This window comes from Shewanella xiamenensis (assembly GCF_014647135.1).
In the GTDB taxonomy this organism is placed as follows: Bacteria; Pseudomonadota; Gammaproteobacteria; order Enterobacterales; family Shewanellaceae; genus Shewanella; species Shewanella xiamenensis.
In genome coordinates this window covers 45,693-67,236 of record NZ_BMOP01000018.1, presented here as the reverse complement: position 1 = coordinate 67,236, position 21,544 = coordinate 45,693, and the positions used below count along the sequence as shown (strand labels likewise).

Sequence of the window (21,544 nt, the reverse complement as noted above, 5' to 3'; positions counted from 1 at the left end):
GAAGCACTAACTATGAGCCCAAAAAAACCATTAACGCTCTCAACCGCAAAACGTAAAAGTCGAATTTCAGCAAAACTCGCCAAAAAGTCTGAAATTGCCGCTAAAAAACTTGATAAAGATGTCGCCAAGCTCAAGGCGAAGGAATTTAGAGAGAGCGAAGTCAAAAACTCTGCAACCCCAGATATTGTGGCAACTCAGTCTTGGCGCTTAGCCACGCATGCTACAACGCAGCTTGCTAATACCGAACAATCGACAGAGCAAAAATCGAATTCGCAATCGACTACGGCAGATATTGATAACCGTCATTCAACTACACAGTCTGCGAGTACTGATTCAGAAAAAACCTTGCTAGAACAACAGCAGCAAGCAAATGCAGCTGAAACGCAAACCGCAACCCTCCCTAAGTTCCAAGATTATGGCTCGAGTGAATCAACCCATTTAGGGCAAGGACTGCATGTTGACGATACACAGCCTCTCCTTGTTACCCTCAGTCAACTCCCTGAAATTAGAGATATTAAGCAGCAGATTGAACCGACAGCATTAACGGTATCAATGGCGAGAACCACATTGACTCAAAGTGTGCGTCCTCCGATTATTAGCACTGAGCAACACCACACACCACTGAGCATTGACGAACAAGTCACCCATCAATCTATTAAAGAAGATGCCCCAGCGGCGAGCATCTCAGGCAAACTGCATGCCCATGGTGAAACAATAATGTCACTCCAATGGACAGTTGCAGAACATCAAGGTCAATTTGGTCGCCTTGATATCGATCCAATCACTGGCGAGTGGCATTACCAACTCGATAACAATGCGCCTAACACTGATGCATTAGCCGAAGGTGAGCATCAAACCGAACAATTTACGGTTACTGTCAGCGGTCCCAATGGCGAACAAGTCAGTACTGTCATCGTCATCGATGTCGAAGGCAGTAACGATCTGCCCCAAATTTTAGGATCGCACCTTGCTAGCATTAATGCGGCGGACTCCTTGCAGACAGTGATGGGGCAACTACGCAGTGTCGATCCCGATCATAACGATGTAATCACTTGGGCTGTGCTTGATGGACAAGGTCAATATGGCCAACTGAGCATCAATCCACTCACGGGCCAATGGCAATACCAACTAAATAACCATGCAAACGCCACGCTTGCTCTAGTCTCTGGTCAACAGGTAACGGAAACCTTTACCGTCACCGCAACCGATCAATCAGGCCATCCAGTAAGCCAACAAGTCAGTATTCAAGTGAATGGCGCTGATGATGCCGCTATCATTCAAGGCGAGATGACAGGTTTAGTGACCGAAGATACTCAGGCGATCAATGGTCAATTAACGGTATCAGGCCAATTAAGCATCCAAGATCCAGATAAGGATCAAGCGCATTTTTCGGCAGATTCATTGCAAGGACAATTTGGCTATCTCACGATCGATGTAAACGGCCATTGGATCTATAACGCTGATAACACCCAAGCAACCATTCAAAGCCTTAGATCGGGTGAACATCTAACCGATACTTTTATCATCCACAGCGCCGATGGTACCGCGCAAAACATCACAGTCACGATTAACGGGACCGATGATAAGGCCGAAATATCAGGTACAACCTCGGCCTCACTCACTGAAGATAGTGACACATACCAAGGTATGCTTAGGGCTAATGGCAACCTTACCATTACAGATAACGACCACGGACCACACTTATTTACAGCGACCGAGCAATCTGGTCAGTTTGGCACCTTCACCATTGATGAATTGGGCCACTGGACCTACATCGCAGATAACTCGCAAACAGAAATTCAAGCACTCAAAACCGGAGAATCCATCACTGATACCCTTGTGGTACAAACCCAAGATGGCACACAGCAAACCATCTCCATCACCATTCATGGTACCGATGATCACTCTGTGATTAGGGGCACATCAGTGGTGAGAGTGTTTGAAGACAAACGCCTTTCTCAAGGACAACTCCATACAGATGGTCAACTCTGGGTCAGCAATCCAGATACCGGACGAGCAGGATTTGCAGCCGAACAGCGCCAAGGTCAATTCGGCGTATTATCCATCAGTAGCGATGGTCATTGGACCTACATAGCAGACAACAACAATCCCAGCATACAAGCTCTCAAACATGGCGAATTCGTAACTGAAACCCTGTTTGTAAAAGCGTTGGATGGAACGAGCCAAAAGATCGAGATTTTGATCAAAGGCGCTGATGATAAAGCAATTATCGGTGGAACCGACACTGCAACGCTTGTCGAGGATCAATCTCCCCAGCATGGGCAATTACAGGCACACGGCACATTAACCATAACCGATCCCGATGCAGGCCAAGCCCAGTTCAGTGCACTAACCGATGTCGCCGGCAGTGCAGGCTACGGACATTTCAGCATAGACGCTACCGGTAACTGGACCTACACAGTAGATAACACACTAACAGCTATTCAGCAGCTCAATACCGGTGAGCACCTCACTGATAGCCTGACAATATCGAGTGCAGACGGCACAAACCACACACTAAAAGTGACGATAACGGGCAGCAACGATGCACCAGTAGTGGCTCAAAGCTTGGTCACAACGACTGCAACGGAAGATACTGCCTTCAGCTTCAGCATTCCTGCGGGCACCTTTGCCGATATCGATACCGGCGATACATTGATTTTGAGCACTGGCAGCTTGCCGGCCTGGCTGCACTTCGATGCGGCTACAGGCACCTTCTCGGGTACGCCCACCAATGGCGACGTCGGCACCTTACAAGTGACTATCACAGCCACCGATGGTAGCGGCGCACAAGTCAGTACCATCTTCGTGCTGAATGTGGACAACACTAACGACGCCCCCTCGCTCACCCCCATTGCGACCGTGCACGCAACAGAAGATGGCGCACAGGTCACCGGGCAGTTCACCGCGACGGATCCCGACAGTGGCGATACGCTCACCTTCAGTATCGCGCAGCCAGTGGATGGTCTCTCCGTCAACACCGACGGCAGTTGGCGCTTCGACCCCAGTCATGCCAGCTACCAGCATCTGGCAGCCGGCCAGACGCTGACGCTCACCATTCCAGTTACAGTGACCGATGCCGCTGGCGCGACCGGCTCCCAGGACTTAGTAATTAAGCTTAACGGCAGCAACGATGGCGCGACTATCGGCGGAATCAGCACTGGCAGTGCCAAAGAAGACAACGCCCAGATCACCACCGGCCAGCTCAGTGTGGCCGATGTGGACGATGGTGAAGCACACTTCGTAGCGCAGACCGACACGGCTGGCACTTACGGCCACTTTAGCCTGAGTGCCGACGGCCGATGGAGCTACCAGCTCGACAACAGTAAGCCAGAAATCCAGCAGCTCAGCGAAGGAGTGATGCTGCACGAAAACTTCAACGTACATAGCGCCGATGGCACGACTCACACGATTTCCGTCGATATCGTCGGCACGAACGATGCGCCAGTGCTCACGGCGCAACGCCAATCGGTCAGCGAAGATGGCAACAAACTCAGCGGACAGATGGTTGCCACCGATATGGATACCGGTGACACACTTATCTTCAGCCTCGCCAATGCGGTCGATGGCTTTACGCTCAACGCCGATGGCAGCTACAGCTTTGACCCCAGTAATGCGGCTTATCAACATCTGCCCGCTGGCCAGACTGAGACGCTCTCTATTCCCATCACAGTCACCGACAGTTCTGGCGCAACTAGCACTACGAATTTGACGATTACACTCACAGGCAGCAACGATGGCGCAGTCATTAGCGGCACAGATACCGGTGCAGTCACCGAAGACACCCAGCTCACGACCGGTGGCCAACTCCTGGCCACCGACATCGACGACCAGGAGTCTGCCTTCACGGCGCAAGCAAACACCGCAGGCAGCTACGGCAGCTTCACGCTGGCGGCCGATGGCCACTGGACCTACACGCTGGACAACAAGAACAGTGCGGTTCAGGCCCTTGGCCAAAACGCCACACTGACCGACAGCCTGACCGTGCAATCGGTGGACGGCACGACCCACACCGTCACCGTCACCATCAACGGCCATGATGATGGCGCTGTGATTGCGGGCGTCGATACTGGCACCGTCACTGAAGACGCCAACCTGTCGGCAGGCCAGCTCGAAACCCGTGGACAACTGACAATCACCGACCCGGATGCAGGTCAGGACCACTTCACCGCACAAACCCATGTGGCGGGCAGTTATGGCACGTTCAGCCTCGATCAAGCAGGACACTGGACTTACGTCAGCGATAACAGCCAAACCGCTATTCAGCAACTCAAGGCGGGCGAAACCCTCACCGACAGCCTTACCGTCCAATCAGTGGGTGGCACGACCCACACCGTCACCGTCACAATCACCGGCAGCAACGATGCGCCAGTATTTACCACGCAAAGCCAATCTGTAACCGAAGATGGTTCGTTGCTCACAGGCCAGATGGTGGCTACGGATGTGGATACGGGTGATACATTCACCTTTAGTCTCGCCAATGCGGTCAATGGCTTTACGCTCAACGCCGATGGCAGCTACAGCTTTGACCCAGCCAATGCGGCTTACCAACACCTTGCCGCTGGCCAGACTGAGACGCTCACCATTCCGGTCAGCGTGACAGACAGTGCGGGGGCGACCGCCACCCAGCAGTTGGTTATCACCGTCACAGGCAGCAACGATGTGCCAGTACTCACCGCGCAAAGCCAATCCATCACAGAAGATGGGGCCAAACTAACCGGGCAGATGGTGGCTAAGGATGTGGATACGGGTGACAGCCAAACCTTTAGCTCCACCGCCCAGACGGCTGGCTTTACGCTCAACGCCGATGGCAGCTACAGCTTTGACCCAGCCAATGCGGCTTATCAACATCTGGCCGCTGGCCAGACGCAGACGCTCACCATTCCGGTCAGCGTGACCGACAGTGCGGGGGCGACCGCCACCCAGCAGTTGGTTATCACCGTCACAGGCAGCAACGATGGCGCCATCATCAGCGGCACAGATGCCGGTGCGGTCACCGAAGACTCCCAGCTCACGACACAAGGCCAACTCACGGTCACCGATATCGACGACCAGGAGTCGGCCTTCACGGCGCAGGCCAAGACCGCAGGCAGCTACGGCAGCTTCACGCTGGCGGCCGATGGCCAATGGACCTACACGTTAAATAATAGTCTCCCAGCAGTCCAGGCCCTTGGCCAAAACGCCACACTGACCGACAGCCTGACCGTGCAATCGGTGGACGGCACAACCCACACCATCACCGTCACTATCAACGGCCATGATGATGGCGCCGTGATTGCAGGTGTCGATAACGGCACCGTCACTGAAGACGCCAACCTGACAGCAGGCCAGCTCGAAACCCATGGACAACTGACGATCAGCGATCCGGATGCGGGCCAAGACCATTTCACTGCACAAACCAATATGGCGGGCAGTTATGGCACGTTCAGCCTCGACGCCGATGGCCAGTGGCACTACAGCGCCGACAACAGCCAAACCGCTATCCAGCAACTCAAGGCGGGCGAAACCCTCACCGACAGCCTTACCGTCCAATCAGTGGGCGGTACGCCACACACCGTCACTATCACAATCACCGGCAGCAATGATGCGCCAGTGCTCACCGTGCAAAGCCAATCGGTCAGCGAAGATGGCAACAAACTCAGCGGACAGATGGTCGCCACGGATGTGGATACGGGTGACACACTCTCTTTCAGCCTCGCCAATGCGGTCGATGGCTTTACGCTCAACGCCGATGGCAGCTATAGCTTTAACCCCAGTAACGCGGCCTACCAACACCTAGCCCAAGGCCAGACTGAGACGCTCTCTATTCCCATCACAGTCACCGACAGCGCTGGCGCAACTAGTACTGCGAATTTGACGATTACGCTCACAGGCAGCAACGATGGCGCCCTCATCAGCGGCACAGATGCTGGCGCGGTCACCGAAGACACCCTTCTCACAACCCAAGGCCAACTCACGGTCACCGACATCGACGACCAGGAGTCGGCCTTCACGGCGCAAGCGAACACCGCGGGCAGCTACGGCAGCTTCACGCTGGCAGCCGATGGCCACTGGACCTACACGCTGGACAACAAGAACAGTGCAGTCCAGGCCCTTGGCCAGAACGCCACGCTGACCGACAGCCTTACTGTGCAGTCGGTGGACGGCACGACCCACACCGTCACAGTGACCATCAACGGCCATGATGACGGCGCAGTGATTGCAGGTGTCGATAGCGGCACAGTCACTGAAGACGCCAACCTGACGGCAGGCCAGCTCGAAACCCATGGACAACTGACAATCAGTGACCCGGATGCGGGGCAGAACCATTTTACCGCACAAACCAATGTGGCGGGCAGTTACGGTACGTTCAGCCTCGATCAAGCAGGACACTGGACTTACGTCAGCGATAACAGCCAAAGTGCCATTCAGCAACTCAAGGCGGGCGAAACCCTCACCGACAGCCTTACCGTCCAATCAGTGGGCGGCACGACCCACACAGTGACCATCACCTTGGCTGGCACGAACGACGCGCCAGTGCTTACCGCGCAAAGCCAATCCATCACAGAAGATGGCTCCAAGCTCATGGGCCAGATGGTGGCTACGGATGTGGATACGGGTGACTGCCAAAGCTTTAGCACCAGCGCCCAGACGGCTGGCTTTACGCTTAACGCCGATGGCAGCTACAGCTTTGACCCAGCCAATGCGGCTTATCAACACCTTGCCGCTGGCCAAACGCAGACGCTCACCATTCCGGTCAGCGTGACCGACAGCACTGGCGCAACTAGCACTGCGAATTTGACGATTACGCTCACAGGCAGCAACGATGGCGCCGTCATTAGCGGCACAGATGCCGGTACGGTCACCGAAGACACCCAGCTCACGACCCAAGGCCAACTCACGGTCACCGACATCGACGACCAGGAGTCGGCCTTCACGGCGCAGGCCAAGACCGCGGGCAGCTACGGCAGCTTCACGCTGGCGGCCGATGGCCGCTGGACCTACACGCTCGATAACAGTCTCCCAGCAGTTCAGGCCCTTGGCCAAAACGCCACGCTGACCGACAGCCTGACCGTGCAATCGGTGGACGGCACGACCCACACCATCACAGTGACCATCAACGGTCATGATGACGGCGCTGTGATTGCAGGTGTCGATAGCGGCACAGTCACTGAAGACGCCAACCTGACGGCTGGCCAGCTCGAAACCCGTGGACAACTGACAATCACCGACCCAGATGCGGGCCAGGACCACTTCACTGCACAACCCAATGTGGCGGGCAGTTATGGCACGTTCAGCCTCGACGCCGACGGCCAGTGGCACTACAGCGCCGACAACAGTCAGAGCGCGGTTCAACAACTCAAGGCGGGCGAAACCCTCACCGACAGCCTCACCGTCCAGTCGGTGGGTGGTACGACCCACACAGTGACCATCACCTTGACTGGCAGCAATGATACGCCGGTACTCACCGCGCAAAGCCAATCGGTCACGGAAGACGGCACCAAACTCAGCGGACAGATGGTTGCCACCGATATGGATACCGGTGACAGCCAAAGCTTTAGCACCAGCGCCCAGACGGCTGGCTTTACGCTCAACGCCGATGGCAGCTACAGCTTCGCCCCAGCCAATGCGGCTTACCAACACCTTGCCGCTGGCCAGACTGAGACGCTCACAATCCCCATCACAGTCACCGACAGCACTGGCGCAACTAGCACTGCGAATTTGACGATTACGCTCACAGGCAGCAACGATGGCGCCATCATCAGCGGCACAGATGCTAGTGCGGTCACCGAAGACACCCAGCTCACGACCCAAGGCCAACTCACGGTCACCGACATCGACGACCAGGAGTCAGCCTTCACGGCACAAGCGAACACCGCAGGCAGCTACGGCAGCTTCACGCTGGCAGCCGATGGCCACTGGACCTACACGCTGGACAACAAGAACAGTGCAGTCCAGGCCCTTGGCCAGAACGGCACGCTGACCGACAGCCTTACCGCGCAGTCGGTGGACGGCACAACCCACACCGTCACCGTCACCATCAACGGCCATGATGATGGCGCCGTGATTGCTGGCGTGGACAGCGGCGCAGTCACGGAAGACGCCAACCTGACGGCTGGCCAGCTCGAAACCCGTGGACAACTGACGATCAGCGACCCGGATGCGGGCCAGGACCACTTCACCGCACAACCCCATGTGGCGGGCAGTTACGGCACGTTCAGCCTCGATCAAGCAGGACACTGGACTTACGTCAGCGATAACAGCCAAACCGCTATCCAGCAACTCAAGGCGGGCGAAACCCTCACCGACAGCCTTACCGTCCAATCAGTGGGCGGTACGACCCACACAGTGACCGTCACCCTGACTGGCAGCAACGATGTGCCAGTGCTCACGGCGCAAAGCCAATCTGTAACCGAAGATGGTTCGTTGCTCACAGGCCAGATGGTGGCTACGGATGTGGATACGGGTGATACATTCACCTTTAGTCTCGCCAATGCGGTCAATGGCTTTACGCTCAACGCCGATGGCAGCTACAGCTTCGATCCATCCAATGCGGCTTATCAACATCTAGCCGCAGGCCAGACGCAGACGCTCACCATTCCGGTCAGCGTGACCGACAGCGCTGGCGCAACTAGCACTGCGAATTTGACGATTACGCTCACAGGCAGCAACGATGGCGCCCTCATCAGCGGCACAGATACTGGCGCGGTAACCGAAGACACCCAGCTCACGACCCAAGGCCAACTCACGGTCACCGATATCGACGACCAGGAGTCAGCCTTCACGGCGCAAGCGAACACCGCGGGCAGCTACGGCAGCTTCACGCTGGTGGCCGATGGCCATTGGACCTACACGCTCGATAACAGTCTCCCAGCGGTTCAGGCCCTTGGCCAGAACGCCACACTGACCGACAGCCTGACCGTGCAGTCGGTGGACGGCACGACACACAAAGTCACCGTCACCATCAACGGTCATGATGATGGCGCTGTGATTGCAGGTGTCGATAGCGGCACCGTCACTGAAGACAGTAACGTCAAAATCAGCGGTCTGATTTCGTTCTCCAGCACATTGACCGTGAGCGACATTGATACTGGCGAAGCCCGCTTTCCGCTACAACAGGGTGCTGGCAGCCTCGGCCTAGGCAACTTCTTGCTCGCACCGACTGGGGGCTGGGGTTACAGCGTCGACAACAACCTGCCGGAAATTCAACAGCTAAAAGCGGGCCAGACTCTGGTTGAGACATACACTTTCCACAGCGCCGATGGAAGTCAGCACACCGTCACCGTCACAATCACCGGCAGCAACGATGCGCCGGTACTTACCGCGCAGCGCCAATCGGTCACGGAAGACGGCACCAAACTCAGTGGGCAGATGGTGGCTACTGATGTGGATACCAGCGACAGCCAAACCTTTAGCACCACAGCCCAGACGGCTGGCTTTACGCTCAACGCCGATGGCAGCTACAGCTTTGACCCAGCCAATGCGGCTTATCAACATCTGGCCGCTGGCCAGACGCAGACGCTCACCATTCCGGTCAGCGTGACCGACAGTGCGGGGGCGACCGCCACCCAGCAGTTGGTTATCACCGTCACAGGCAGCAACGATGGCGCCATCATCAGCGGCACAGATGCCAGTACAGTCACCGAAGACACCCAGCTCACAACCCAAGGCCAACTCACGGTCACCGACATCGACGACCAGGAGTCTGCCTTCACGGCACAAGCGAACACCGCAGGCAGCTACGGCAGCTTCACGCTGGCGGCCGATGGTCACTGGACCTACACGCTGGACAACAAGAACAGTGCGGTTCAGGCCCTTGGCCAAAACGCCACGCTGACCGACAGCCTGACCGTGCAGTCGGTAGACGGCACGACCCACGCCATCACAGTAACCATCAACGGCCATGATGACGGCGCCCTGATTGCAGGTGTCGATAGCGGCACAGTCACAGAAGACAGTAACGTGGCTACCGGAAAAATCACCACGTCTGGACAACTGACAATCAGCGATCCGGATGCAGGCCAAGACCATTTCACCGCACAAACCAATGTGGCGGGCAGTTATGGCACGTTCAGCCTCAACGCCGACGGTCAGTGGCGCTACAGCGCTGACAACAGCCAAACCGCTATCCAGCAACTCAAAGCCGGTGCCACGCTCACCGACAGCTTCACCGTTACCAGCGCCGATGGCACCAATCATACCGTCACAGTGACCCTCACTGGCAGCAACGACGCGCCAGTGCTCACCGCGCAAAGCCAATCCGTGACGGAAGACGGCAGCCGCCTCAGCGGTCAGATGGTCGCCACCGATGTGGATCAGGGCGACACCTTGCACTTCAGCATTGGCACCCGCGTCGCGGGCTTCACCCTGAACGCCGATGGCAGCTACAGCTTTGACCCCAGTAACGCGGCCTACCAATACTTGGCCCAAGGCCAGACGCAGACGCTCACCATTCCGGTCAGCGTGACCGACAGCACTGGCGCAACTAGCACTGCGAACCTGACGATTACGCTCACCGGCACCAACGACGGCGCAACCCTCACCGATCACGGCACGCCCGGCCAGATCAAGGAAGATCTGCACACCGCCATCGAAGGCCATCTCAGCGTGCGCGATGTGGACAGTGGCGAAGGCCTCTTCCCTGCCCAGCAAGGCGCGGGCCTGAGCGGTTACGGCAGCTTTGTTNAGCGTCGACAACAGCAAGACTGAGATCCAGCAGCTTGGCGAAGGCCAGCTCCTGCACGACAGCTTCACCGTACATAGCGCCGACGGCACCACTCACACGATTTCCGTCGATATCGTCGGCACGAACGATGTGCCAGTACTCACCGCGCAAAGCCAATCTGTAACCGAAGATGGCTCGTTGCTCACGGGCCAGATGGTCGCTACGGATATGGATACCGGTGACACACTCACCTTCAGCCTCGCTAATTCGGTAGATGGCTTTACGCTCAATGCCGATGGCAGCTACAGCTTCGATCCATCCAATGCGGCTTACCAGCATCTAGTCCAAGGCCAGACTGAGACGCTCTCTATTCCCATCACAGTCACCGACAGCGCTGGCGCAACTAGCACTGCGAACCTGACGATTACACTCACAGGCAGCAACGATGGCGCCATCATCAGCGGCACAGATGCCAGTGCGGTCACCGAAGACACCCAGCTCACGACCAGTGGCCAACTTACGGTCACCGACATCGACGACCAGGAGTCAGCCTTCACTGCGCAGGCCAAGACCGCGGGCAGCTACGGCAGCTTCACGCTGGCAGCCGATGGCCACTGGACCTACACGCTCGATAATAGTCTCCCAACAGTCCAGGCCCTTGGCCAGAACGCCACGCTGACCGACAGCCTGACCGTGCAGTCGGTGGATGGCACGACCCACACCATCACCGTCACCATCAACGGTCATGATGATGGCGCCGTGATTGCGGGGGTCGATAGCGGCACCGTCACTGAAGACGCTAACCTGACAGCTGGCCAGCTCGAAACCCATGGACAACTGACAATCAGCGACCCGGATGCGGGCCAGGACCATTTCACTGCACAAACCCATGTGGCGGGCAGTTATGGCACGTTCAGCCTCGACGCCGACGGTCAGTGGCGCTACAGCGCCGACAACAGTCAGAGCGCGGTTCAGCAACTCAAGGCAGGCGAAACCCTGACCGACAGTATCACCGTCCAATCAGTGGGCGGTACGACACACACAGTGACAATCACCTTGACTGGCAGCAACGATGCGCCGGTACTTACCGCGCAAAGCCAATCCATCACAGAAGATGGCTCCAAGCTCTCGGGCCAGATGGTGGCTACGGATGTGGATATCGGCGACAGCCAAACCTTTAGCACCACCGCCCAGACTGCTGGCTTTACGCTAAACGCCGATGGCAGCTACAGCTTTGACCCAACTGATGCGGCTTATCAACACTTGGCTGCTGGCCAGACGCAGACGCTGACCATTCCGGTCAGCGTGACCGACAGTGCGGGGGCGACCGCCACCCAGCAGTTGGTTATCACCGTCACAGGCAGCAACGATGGCGCCGTCATCAGCGGCACAGATGCTGGCGCCGTCACCGAAGACATGCAGCTCACGACTGGTGGCCAACTCACGGTCACCGACATCGACGACCAAGAGTCTGCCTTCACGGCGCAAGCGAACACCGCAGGCAGCTACGGCAGCTTCACGCTGGCGGCCGATGGCCACTGGACCTACACGCTGGACAACAAGAACAGTGCAGTTCAGGCCCTTGGCCAGAACGCCACCCTGACCGACAGCCTTACTGTGCAGTCGGTGGACGGCACGACACACACCGTCACCGTCACCATCAACGGCCATGATGATGGTGCAGTGATTGCTGGCGTGGACAGCGGCACCGTCACTGAAGACGCCAACCTGACGGCAGGCCAGCTCGAAACCCATGGGCAACTGACAATCAGTGACCCGGATGCGGGTCAGGACCATTTCACCGCACAAACCAATGTGGCGGGCAGTTATGGTACGTTCAGCCTCGACGCCGACGGCCAGTGGCACTACAGCGCCGACAACAGCCAAACCGCTATCCAGCAACTCAAGGCGGGCGAAACCCTCACCGACAGCCTTACCGTCCAATCAGTCGGCGGTACGACCCACACAGTGACCATCACCTTGACTGGCAGCAACGATGCCCCAGTGCTTACCGCGCAAAGCCAATCTGTAACCGAAGATGGCTCGTTGCTCACTGGCCAGATGGTGGCCACGGATGTGGATACCGGTGACACACTCACCTTCAGTCTCGCCAATTCGGTAGATGGCTTTACGCTCAACGCCGATGGCAGCTACAGCTTCGATCCGTCCAATGCGGCCTACCAACACCTAGCCCAAGGCCAGACCCTGAACCTGACGATTCCGATCACGGTGACCGACAGCGCGGGCGCGAGCAGCACGCAGAACCTCAGCCTGAACCTGACTGGTACCAACGACGGCGCGGTGATTGGCGGTGACATTAGCGCCGCGACCACGGAGGACTCAACACAGGCGACCAGAGGCCGACTGACCATCACGGATGTCGATGACGGCGAAGCGCACTTCGTGGCGCAAAGCAATACCGCCGGTACTTATGGCAGCTTCACGCTGCTGGACAATGGCCAGTGGAGCTATCAGCTCGACAACAGCAAGCACGAGGTACAAGCGCTCAAGGACGGCCAGCAGGTGACAGACACCTTCACCGTGACCAGCGCCGATGGCGGCCTGCATCAGGTGACCGTCACGATTACCGGCAAGAACGATGCCGCGGTCATCACCGGGGAGGATCACCAGACCCTGACCGAAGACCAGAACGTCAGCGGCGGCCAGCTCATCGCCCAAGGCCAGCTGCACGCCAGCACGCCGGACGCCGGTGGCGACCAGTTCACGCCCCTCTCAGACCTGGCCGGCAAGTTCGGCCATCTCTCGCTGGGTGCGGATGGCCATTGGGTCTACAAGGCCGACAACAACAGCCCCGCCGTGCAGGCCTTGGGCGCGGGACAGAGCGCCACCGAGAGCTTCACCGTGCACAGCGCCGACGGTACGGCCCACACCCTGAGCCTGAGCATCCAGGGCGCCGACGAGATCCAGCACGACCTCTTGTCCAGCATCGTCAGCACGCTCAAGAGCAACGTGTTCCTGTTCAAACAGATCGGCAACGCGATCGACGCCAAGGATGCGGGCAGTCTGGGCAACGTGGTTCTCAGCTTCTACGGCGGCAACCCCCACGTGGTGGATGCGGATGGCCATGTGCTGGCCAGTGGCAGTAACAGGGGCATGTTCGGCTACGACATCGGCCTCGGTCAGGTGGTGGACTTGCTGAAGAGCCATCCGGGTGCGCGGCTGGTGTTGGACGGGCCGGTGGGCGGCTCCGGTGCCTTCTACTTGCATGACAGCGGTGACCAAGGGCAGCTGCACTTCGCCGGCAATGCGCGCTACAACGTGCATCAAAACACCTTGGGCAGTGTGCCCATCGACGGCCTGCCCACCCCCTTGAGCGCAGCGGGAGCCGTGCCCGATGCCAGCGACTCGCTGACCATCTCGGTCACCGACATCCGCGTCGATCACGCCGGCCAGCTGCAGACCAGCGGCCAGCTCGGCATCAGCGACGCCGATGCCGGCGAGAGCCACTTCAACGCGCAGCAGGAGGTGGCCGGCACCTATGGCAGCTTCAGCATCGATGCCAGCGGCCACTGGGTCTACAGCGTGGACAACGGCCAGTCGGCGGTGCAGAACCTGCAGGCCGGCGCCCAACTGACCGACAGCTTCCTGGTGACCAGTGCCGATGGCACCAGCCATGTGGTTTCGGTGGCGGTCTACGGCAAGAACGACGCCCCGGTGCTGTTCGCGCAAACCCAGTCGGTGAGTGAAGACGGCGCCCTGCTCAGCGGCCAGATGCAGGCCAGCGACGCGGATGCGGGCGACACCCTGAGCTTCCACATCGACCAGCCGGTGGCCGGCCTCACCCTGAACGCCGACGGCAGCTACAGCTTCGACCCGTCCAACGCGGCCTACCAGCACCTGGCCGCCGGCCGGACCGAGACGCAGACCATCCCGGTCACCGTGACTGACGGCGCCGGGGCCAGCAGCACTCAGAACCTGACGATTACGCTCACCGGCACCAACGACGGCGCCACCATCACTGACCACGGCACGCCCGGCCAGATCAAGGAAGACCAGCACACCGCCATCGAAGGCCACCTCAGCGTGGGCGATGTGGACAGCGGCGAAGGCCTCTTCCCGGCCCAGCAGGGCGCGGGCCTGAGCGGCTACGGCGGCTTTACCCTGACCCCGCAGGCCAACGGCCAGGCCTATTGGCGCTACAGCGTCGACAACAGCAAGACTGAGATCCAGCAGCTTGGCGAAGGCCAGCTCCTGCACGACAGCTTCACCGTACATAGCGCCGACGGCACCACTCACACGATTTCCGTCGATATCGTCGGCACGAACGATGCGCCACTGCTCACGGCACAAAGCCAATCGGTAACCGAAGATGGCTCGTTGCTCACGGGCCAGATGGTTGCCACAGATGTGGATACCGGTGACACACTCACCTTCAGCCTCGCTAATTCGGTAGATGGCTTTACGCTCAACGCCGATGGCAGCTACAGCTTCGAGCCAATTGACGCGGCCTACCAACATCTGGCTCAAGGCCAGACTGAGACACTGACCATTCCGGTCAGCGTGACCGACAGTGCAGGCGCAACCTCCACCCAGCAGCTGGTTATCACCGTCAGCGGCAGCAACGATGGCGCCGTCATCAGCGGCATAGATGCTGGCTCGGTCACCGAAGACACCCAGCTCACCACGGCGGGCCAGCTCACCGTCACCGACATCGATGATCAGGAAGCCGCCTTCACGGCGCAGACGAAGGCCGCTGGCAGCTATGGCAGCTTCACGCTCGCGGCGGACGGCCACTGGACCTACACGCTGGACAATACCAACCCGACTGTTCAAGCGCTCTCACAGACCGGCACACTGACCGACAGCCTCACTGTTCAGTCGGTCGACGGCACCACTCACCAGATCACCGTTACCATCAACGGCCATGATGATGGCGCAGTGATTGCGGGAGTGGACAGCGGCACCGTCACTGAAGACGCCAACCTGACGGCAGACCAGCTCGAAACCCATGGAAAACTGACAATCACCGACCCGGATACGGGCCAGGACCACTTCACCGCACAAACCAATGTGGCGGGCAGTTACGGCACGTTCAGCCTCGACGCCGACGGCCAGTGGCACTACAGCGCCGACAACAGTCAGAGCGCGGTTCAACAACTCAAGGCGGGCGAAACCCTCACCGACAGTATCACCGTCCAGTCTGTGGGCGGCACGACCCACACAGTGACCATCACCATCAACGGCCATGATGACGGCGCCGTGATTGCGGGTGTCGATAGCGGCACCGTCACTGAAGACGCCAACCTGACGGCAGGCCAGCTCGAAACCCATGGACAACTCACAATCAGCGACCCGGATGCAGGCCAGGATCACTTCACCGCACAAACCAATGTGGCGGGCAGTTATGGCACGTTCAGCCTCGACGCCAACGGTCAGTGGCGCTACAGCGCCGATAACAGCCAAAGCGCCATTCAGCAGCTCAAGGCGGGCGAAACCCTCACCGACAGCTTCACCGTTACCAGCGCCGATGGCACTAACCATGCCGTCACAGTGACCCTCACTGGCAGCAACGATGCGCCAGTGCTCACGGCGCAAAGCCAATCGGTCACCGAAGATGGCGCCAAACTCACCGGGCAGATGGTGGCCACGGATGTGGATACCGGTGACACACTTACCTTCAGTCTCACCAATGCGGTCGATGGCTTCACGCTCAACACCGATGGCAGCTACAGCTTCGACCCAGCCAGTGCGGCTTACCAACATCTAGCCCAAGGCCAGACTGATACGCTCACTATCCCCATCACAGTTACCGACAGCACTGGCGCAACTAGCACTGCGAATTTGACGATTACGCTCACTGGCACCAACGATGGTGCCACCATCAGCGGCGGCGACACAGGCCGAGTGATTGAAGATCAGAACGTCGATGCCCAAGGTCTACTGCATGCTTCGGGGCAATTACAGATCCAGGATGCCGATGCAGGCCAGTCCAACTTTGTCGCGCAAAATGGCGTAGCTACTCAGTATGGCCATTTCAGCATCGATGCCCAAGGTGCCTGGAGCTACACAGTGGACAACAACAAGCCTGAGGTGCAGGCGCTCAAACCGGGCGGCACGCCGGGCGAGACCGGCAATATGGCCCAGGCGCTAGGGCAAGCTTTGGTGCAATCCACGATGGAGGGCTTTCATGCAGTGGGCGAGGCGCTGACACAAGGGCAATCTGGCGCCCTAGCCGGCGTGCTGGACCTGACGGTGCAGGGCGCAGCCATTGTGCTCAGTGGCCCATCGGGCACAACGCCTGTGGTCTATGCGATGGACGCCCAAGGCCGTAGCACGCTCGGGGTGGACGAGCTGCTGAGCTGGCTACATCAGGGCACAGGCTATGAAGTGCACCTGCAAGGCTCGCAGAGCGATGTACAATTCTTCGTCCACGATCGCGGCGATATGGGGGTGCTGCATGGCCTGCCGCTCTCCGGCGCTACCATGCTCACCGACCCGGAGAACGCTGCGGTGCACCTGGCCCTAGCATGGCAGACGCCGCCGTTGCCGGGAGTGCTCAGCGAGGTGGTGAGCGTCATCAGTGCCGAGGGCACGACCCATCAGATCACCCTAAGCATCCAGGGCACGGCCGAGGATGCGGTGATCAGCGGCACTGACAGCGGCACAGTCACCGAGGATCAGAATCTCAATGCCGCCCATCAGTTGGAGGCTCGCGGCCAGTTGCAGGTGACCGATGCCGATGCCGGCCAGGCGGTCTTCCAACCAATTCAGGATCTTGCGGGCCATTACGGCCATCTGAGCCTGGACAAGAACGGTGCCTGGGTTTACCAGGCAGATAACAACAGCAGGGCCGTGCAGGCGCTGGTCAAGGGGCAGACCGTCAGTGACAGCTTTGTTGTGCACAGCTTCGATGGCACGGCACATACCATCAGCGTTGCTCTTCAGGGGGCGGATGATGCATACCTGGATGTGATGGCCCATGTGGCAAACTCACTATTCAACCAGTTGGATCCTTGGCCCGCGATAGGGGGCGCAATCAGTTCGGGCAATATCGCTAACCTGAGTGGCCTTGAGCTGTCCTTTACGGGCGGCACACCCACAGTAGTGGCCGCCGATGGCCATGTATTGGAGAGCTTCACTCATCAAGATTCCTTTGGCACACATATACCACTGGGGCATCTAGTCGAACTGATCAAGAGCCATCCTGGCTCACAACTGATTCTCGAGGGAACGCCGGGCGCTAGCAGTTCGTTCTATGTGAACAACAGTGGCAATCCGCAGCAGCTGGATTATGCGGGCTCCGCCAAATACGACGTTGCCATCAGAACGCTTGGCAGTGTGCCCAACCATAGCCTACTCAACCCGCACGGATCGGCCGCAGTACTGGCCGGTGCCGACGGTGGCAGCGTGCTCGTCGATGGTGACGCTCAACTGCAGACTCAGGGTCACTTGACTGTGCTCGACGCCGATGGTGACCAAGCGCACTTTACCGCCCAGCAAGATGTCAAGGGTCAGTACGGCCAGTTCAGCATCGACGCGCAGGGCCTCTGGCATTACCAAGCCGATGGTCATCAGAGCGCCTTGCTGTTGCTGGCGGCAGGCAAATCCCTGAGCGAAAACTTCACCGTCACCAGCGCTGATGGCACGAGTCACACCGTCACCGTGCAGCTGTTCGGCAGTTCCCAGCGCACCGCCGCCACCATCAGCGGGGTGGACAGCGGAACACTCACCGAGGATACCGCGCAGGCGCAGGTTAGCGGCCAGCTGAGCGTGGTCGACCCTGATGCCGGCGAAGCGCACTTCATCGCCCTGGCCGACGCGAAAGGGCGGCACGGCCACTTCAGCCTCGACGAGCAGGGCGCCTGGCAGTACCGCCTGGATAACACCGACCCCGCCGTGCAGGCGCTCAAGGCCGGTGAGACGCTGACCGACACCCTGATGGTGCACAGCGCCGATGGTAGCAGCCATGAGCTGCACATCACCGTGCAGGGCAGCAATGACGCGCCTGTGCTGCAGGCGCAGAGTCAGTCAGTGACTGAAGACGGCAGCGTGCTACGCGGACAGATGGTGGCGCAAGATGTAGACCATGGCGATGCCCTGAACTTCAGCACCAGTTCCACCACTGCAGGCTTTGTGCTCCATGACGATGGCAGCTACACCTTTGATCCGGCTAATACTGCTTACCAGCATCTGGCCGCCGGCCAGACCCAGAAGCTCACCATTCCGATCACCGTGACCGACGGCGAAGGGGCGAGCGACACAAAAAATCTCATCATTACCATCACTGGCAGGAATGACGTCCCGAAAGTATCCCAAATCGAGGTGCTAACGGCTGGCCGAGAGGACGCTGTGCTTGTCCTGAGCAAGGCGCAGCTTTTGGCACATGTCAGCGATGTGGATGGCGACAACCTGAGCATCACCAATATTTCATCTGATCACGGCAGCTTGGTGAGCCACCGAGACGGCAGCTATACATTCACGCCAGCTGCAAACTACAACGGCCAGGTGACGTTCCACTACGATCTTGTCGATGGGCACGGGGGGCATGTGAGCCAAACGGCAACCATGATGCTATCTGCAGTGTCCGATGCGGCAAGCATTTCCGGACAAGACAGTGGCTCCGTCACCGAAGACCAGCATGTGTTGCGTGGCAAGTTGAGTACGGGTGGCACCCTGAGTGTGACCGACCCGGATGGTGCTGCCGAGTCCCGGCTGATTCCGACTGGCACGACCGCAGGCAGCCTGATATCAGGCGACAAGGGATTGGGGCAATTTGAGGTCGGCGCAAACGGTCACTGGAATTTCGTTGCCAATAACGCTGATCCTCGCATCCAGGCACTGGGGCGACATGACGCTCTTCAGGACACGATAACCGTGCATTCTGTGGACGGCACGGCGCACACCATTACCGTAACGATCAACGGTACGAACGACGCACCTACGCTTGCGGCACAAAGCAAGAGTGTCGCTGAGAATGGTGCACAGTTGAGCGGCAGGATGGTCGCTACCGACGTTGATACAGGCGACACTCAAGCGTTCAGCACCACCGCGAAAATCTCCGGTTTCACATTGCACGCTGACGGCAGTTATACCTTTGACCCCAGTGATGCTGCCTACCAACATCTCGCTCAGGGACAGACGCAAACGCTTACGATCCCTGTCGAGGTGCGGGATGGCTCCGGTGCAACTGCTACAAATAATCTGACCATCCAGATTACGGGAACGAATGATCGCCCCCAAATCACAGGCGTCACAACTCCGCATACCGTAATCAATATTGATGGTGGTGCGTCAGGAGGTGGATTCTCCATTGTTGACGGCGTCGTACACGCAGGCGCCCATCAGCGGGTTTGGCAAGCCTCAGATTACGCAGCTCTGAGTCATAACGCACATGGGAGCAATTCTGTTGGAGATATTTTCGTCTTCAGTGATGCGGCCACTGTTCACGGTGCCGATGGCGGTGGCAGTGTTGGGAGAGATCCAAAGGATTATATTGTGCTGGATAAACCTGCTAGTGCTTATCGGATTACCTCGTCTGCTAATCATGTCGATTCAGGCACCAACTATGGAAACGTACAGGTTACGGAGATAGCCACCGGAAAAAGCTGGGGGACCGCCAACAATATAGAAGATATTATTTTTGGTGATGGCACCAGCTACAGCGGCAAATCTTCTGTGCAGAAAACCACATCGGAAGTTGCCATGCCTAATCTGAATGGAGTTTTGACAGTTGTAGAGGGAGGCCCTCGTCTGACTGGTCACATACAAGCCTCGGATGTGGATTCAGGCGATACTAGAACCTTCAGTACCAGTGCACACGTTGCTGGATTTACGCTTAACTCAGACGGTAGTTTCAGTTTCAACCCTGCCGATGCTGCCTATCATCACCTTGCTCAAGGGCATAAACTTTCTCTAGATATTCCGGTGGTAGCAACGGATAAGCATGGCACCAGTGATCAGCGAGTACTTCACCTTGAAATCACTGGTATCGACGACAGTGCGGTGCGCTCTACCAGACCTGCTCCTCCGGCGCCACAGGCACCAAGCACTGACGCTGAACAGCATGCTGGAATTGTGGAGGACGCGCATCATCAGGCTGGTCAATCAGATTTGTCGAACCATGCAGCGAGTACTTTGCCTTCCTCAACTGATAGTACAGATGAGAGTCACGACTCGGTGCCGGTATTCACTAAAATTGTAACCAACGAGCAGGGTGGTACCGGCTCACCGCTCGCTGATTACCTGCACTTTGCGGACACATCGCAACACGTCGATCTTGGCGGTGCGGCGGATGGCACTGCGGTCTCGCCATTGGCAGACTACCTCGGGCCATATACTTTTGGAGAGTTGCAACTCCATGCGCAAACATCATCACAATCAAGTGATGAAGCAAACTTTGAAACAATAGACAGCGTTAATCTTGATGTTGCAGAGCCGGCTACTCTAGCCACTTCGGCACATGACCTTGATTCGGCGTCAAGTGGCCACTTGAATGTCAGCAGTGTTAACTATGATGCCAGTCTCCTAATGGGATCTGTAGACGAACAGACTGCTCAAACTAACCCAGCGCAGGATAAATCTGTCGATACAACCCTTTTTGAGGGAGGCAATTTTTCCGCGCAAGCAACCACATCCCCTATCGATCACTATCTGCAAATGGTGGGACTGATGCCCGATTCTATTGAGCAACAACCAACTACACCGATTGAACTGGCAACGTTAAACACACCATCATCAACATTCCAAGATATGGATACTGATATGTTAGATATGGTTACGATTAACCATTTTGAAAATCCACTGATTGAGGAACACAAAACACCTCATTTGGACCAGTATGGCTTTCAGGGAGAACATGCACAATTAGAGGTGAATCCAAACGATGATGATCTCTTACATTCCGCTCTAAACGACATGCATAACCAAATGTAGTCAAAG

General features: G+C 57.9%; 2 protein-coding genes. Both read left to right on the top strand.

The genetic code is table 11. From position 1 onward, the window contains the following. Window positions 1-12 precede the first annotated feature (12 nt). Window positions 13-10,689, top strand: coding sequence for a VCBS domain-containing protein (locus IEY09_RS14890; RefSeq protein WP_188871665.1), 10,677 nt, complete (start codon window positions 13-15; stop codon window positions 10,687-10,689). Further along, window positions 10,661-21,538: a VCBS domain-containing protein gene (locus IEY09_RS14885; RefSeq protein ID WP_188871663.1), complete on the top strand. Its 10,878-nt coding sequence runs from the start codon at window positions 10,661-10,663 to the stop codon at window positions 21,536-21,538. The genes IEY09_RS14890 and IEY09_RS14885 overlap by 29 nt, the downstream gene beginning before the upstream one ends. Window positions 21,539-21,544: the final 6 nt, after the last annotated feature.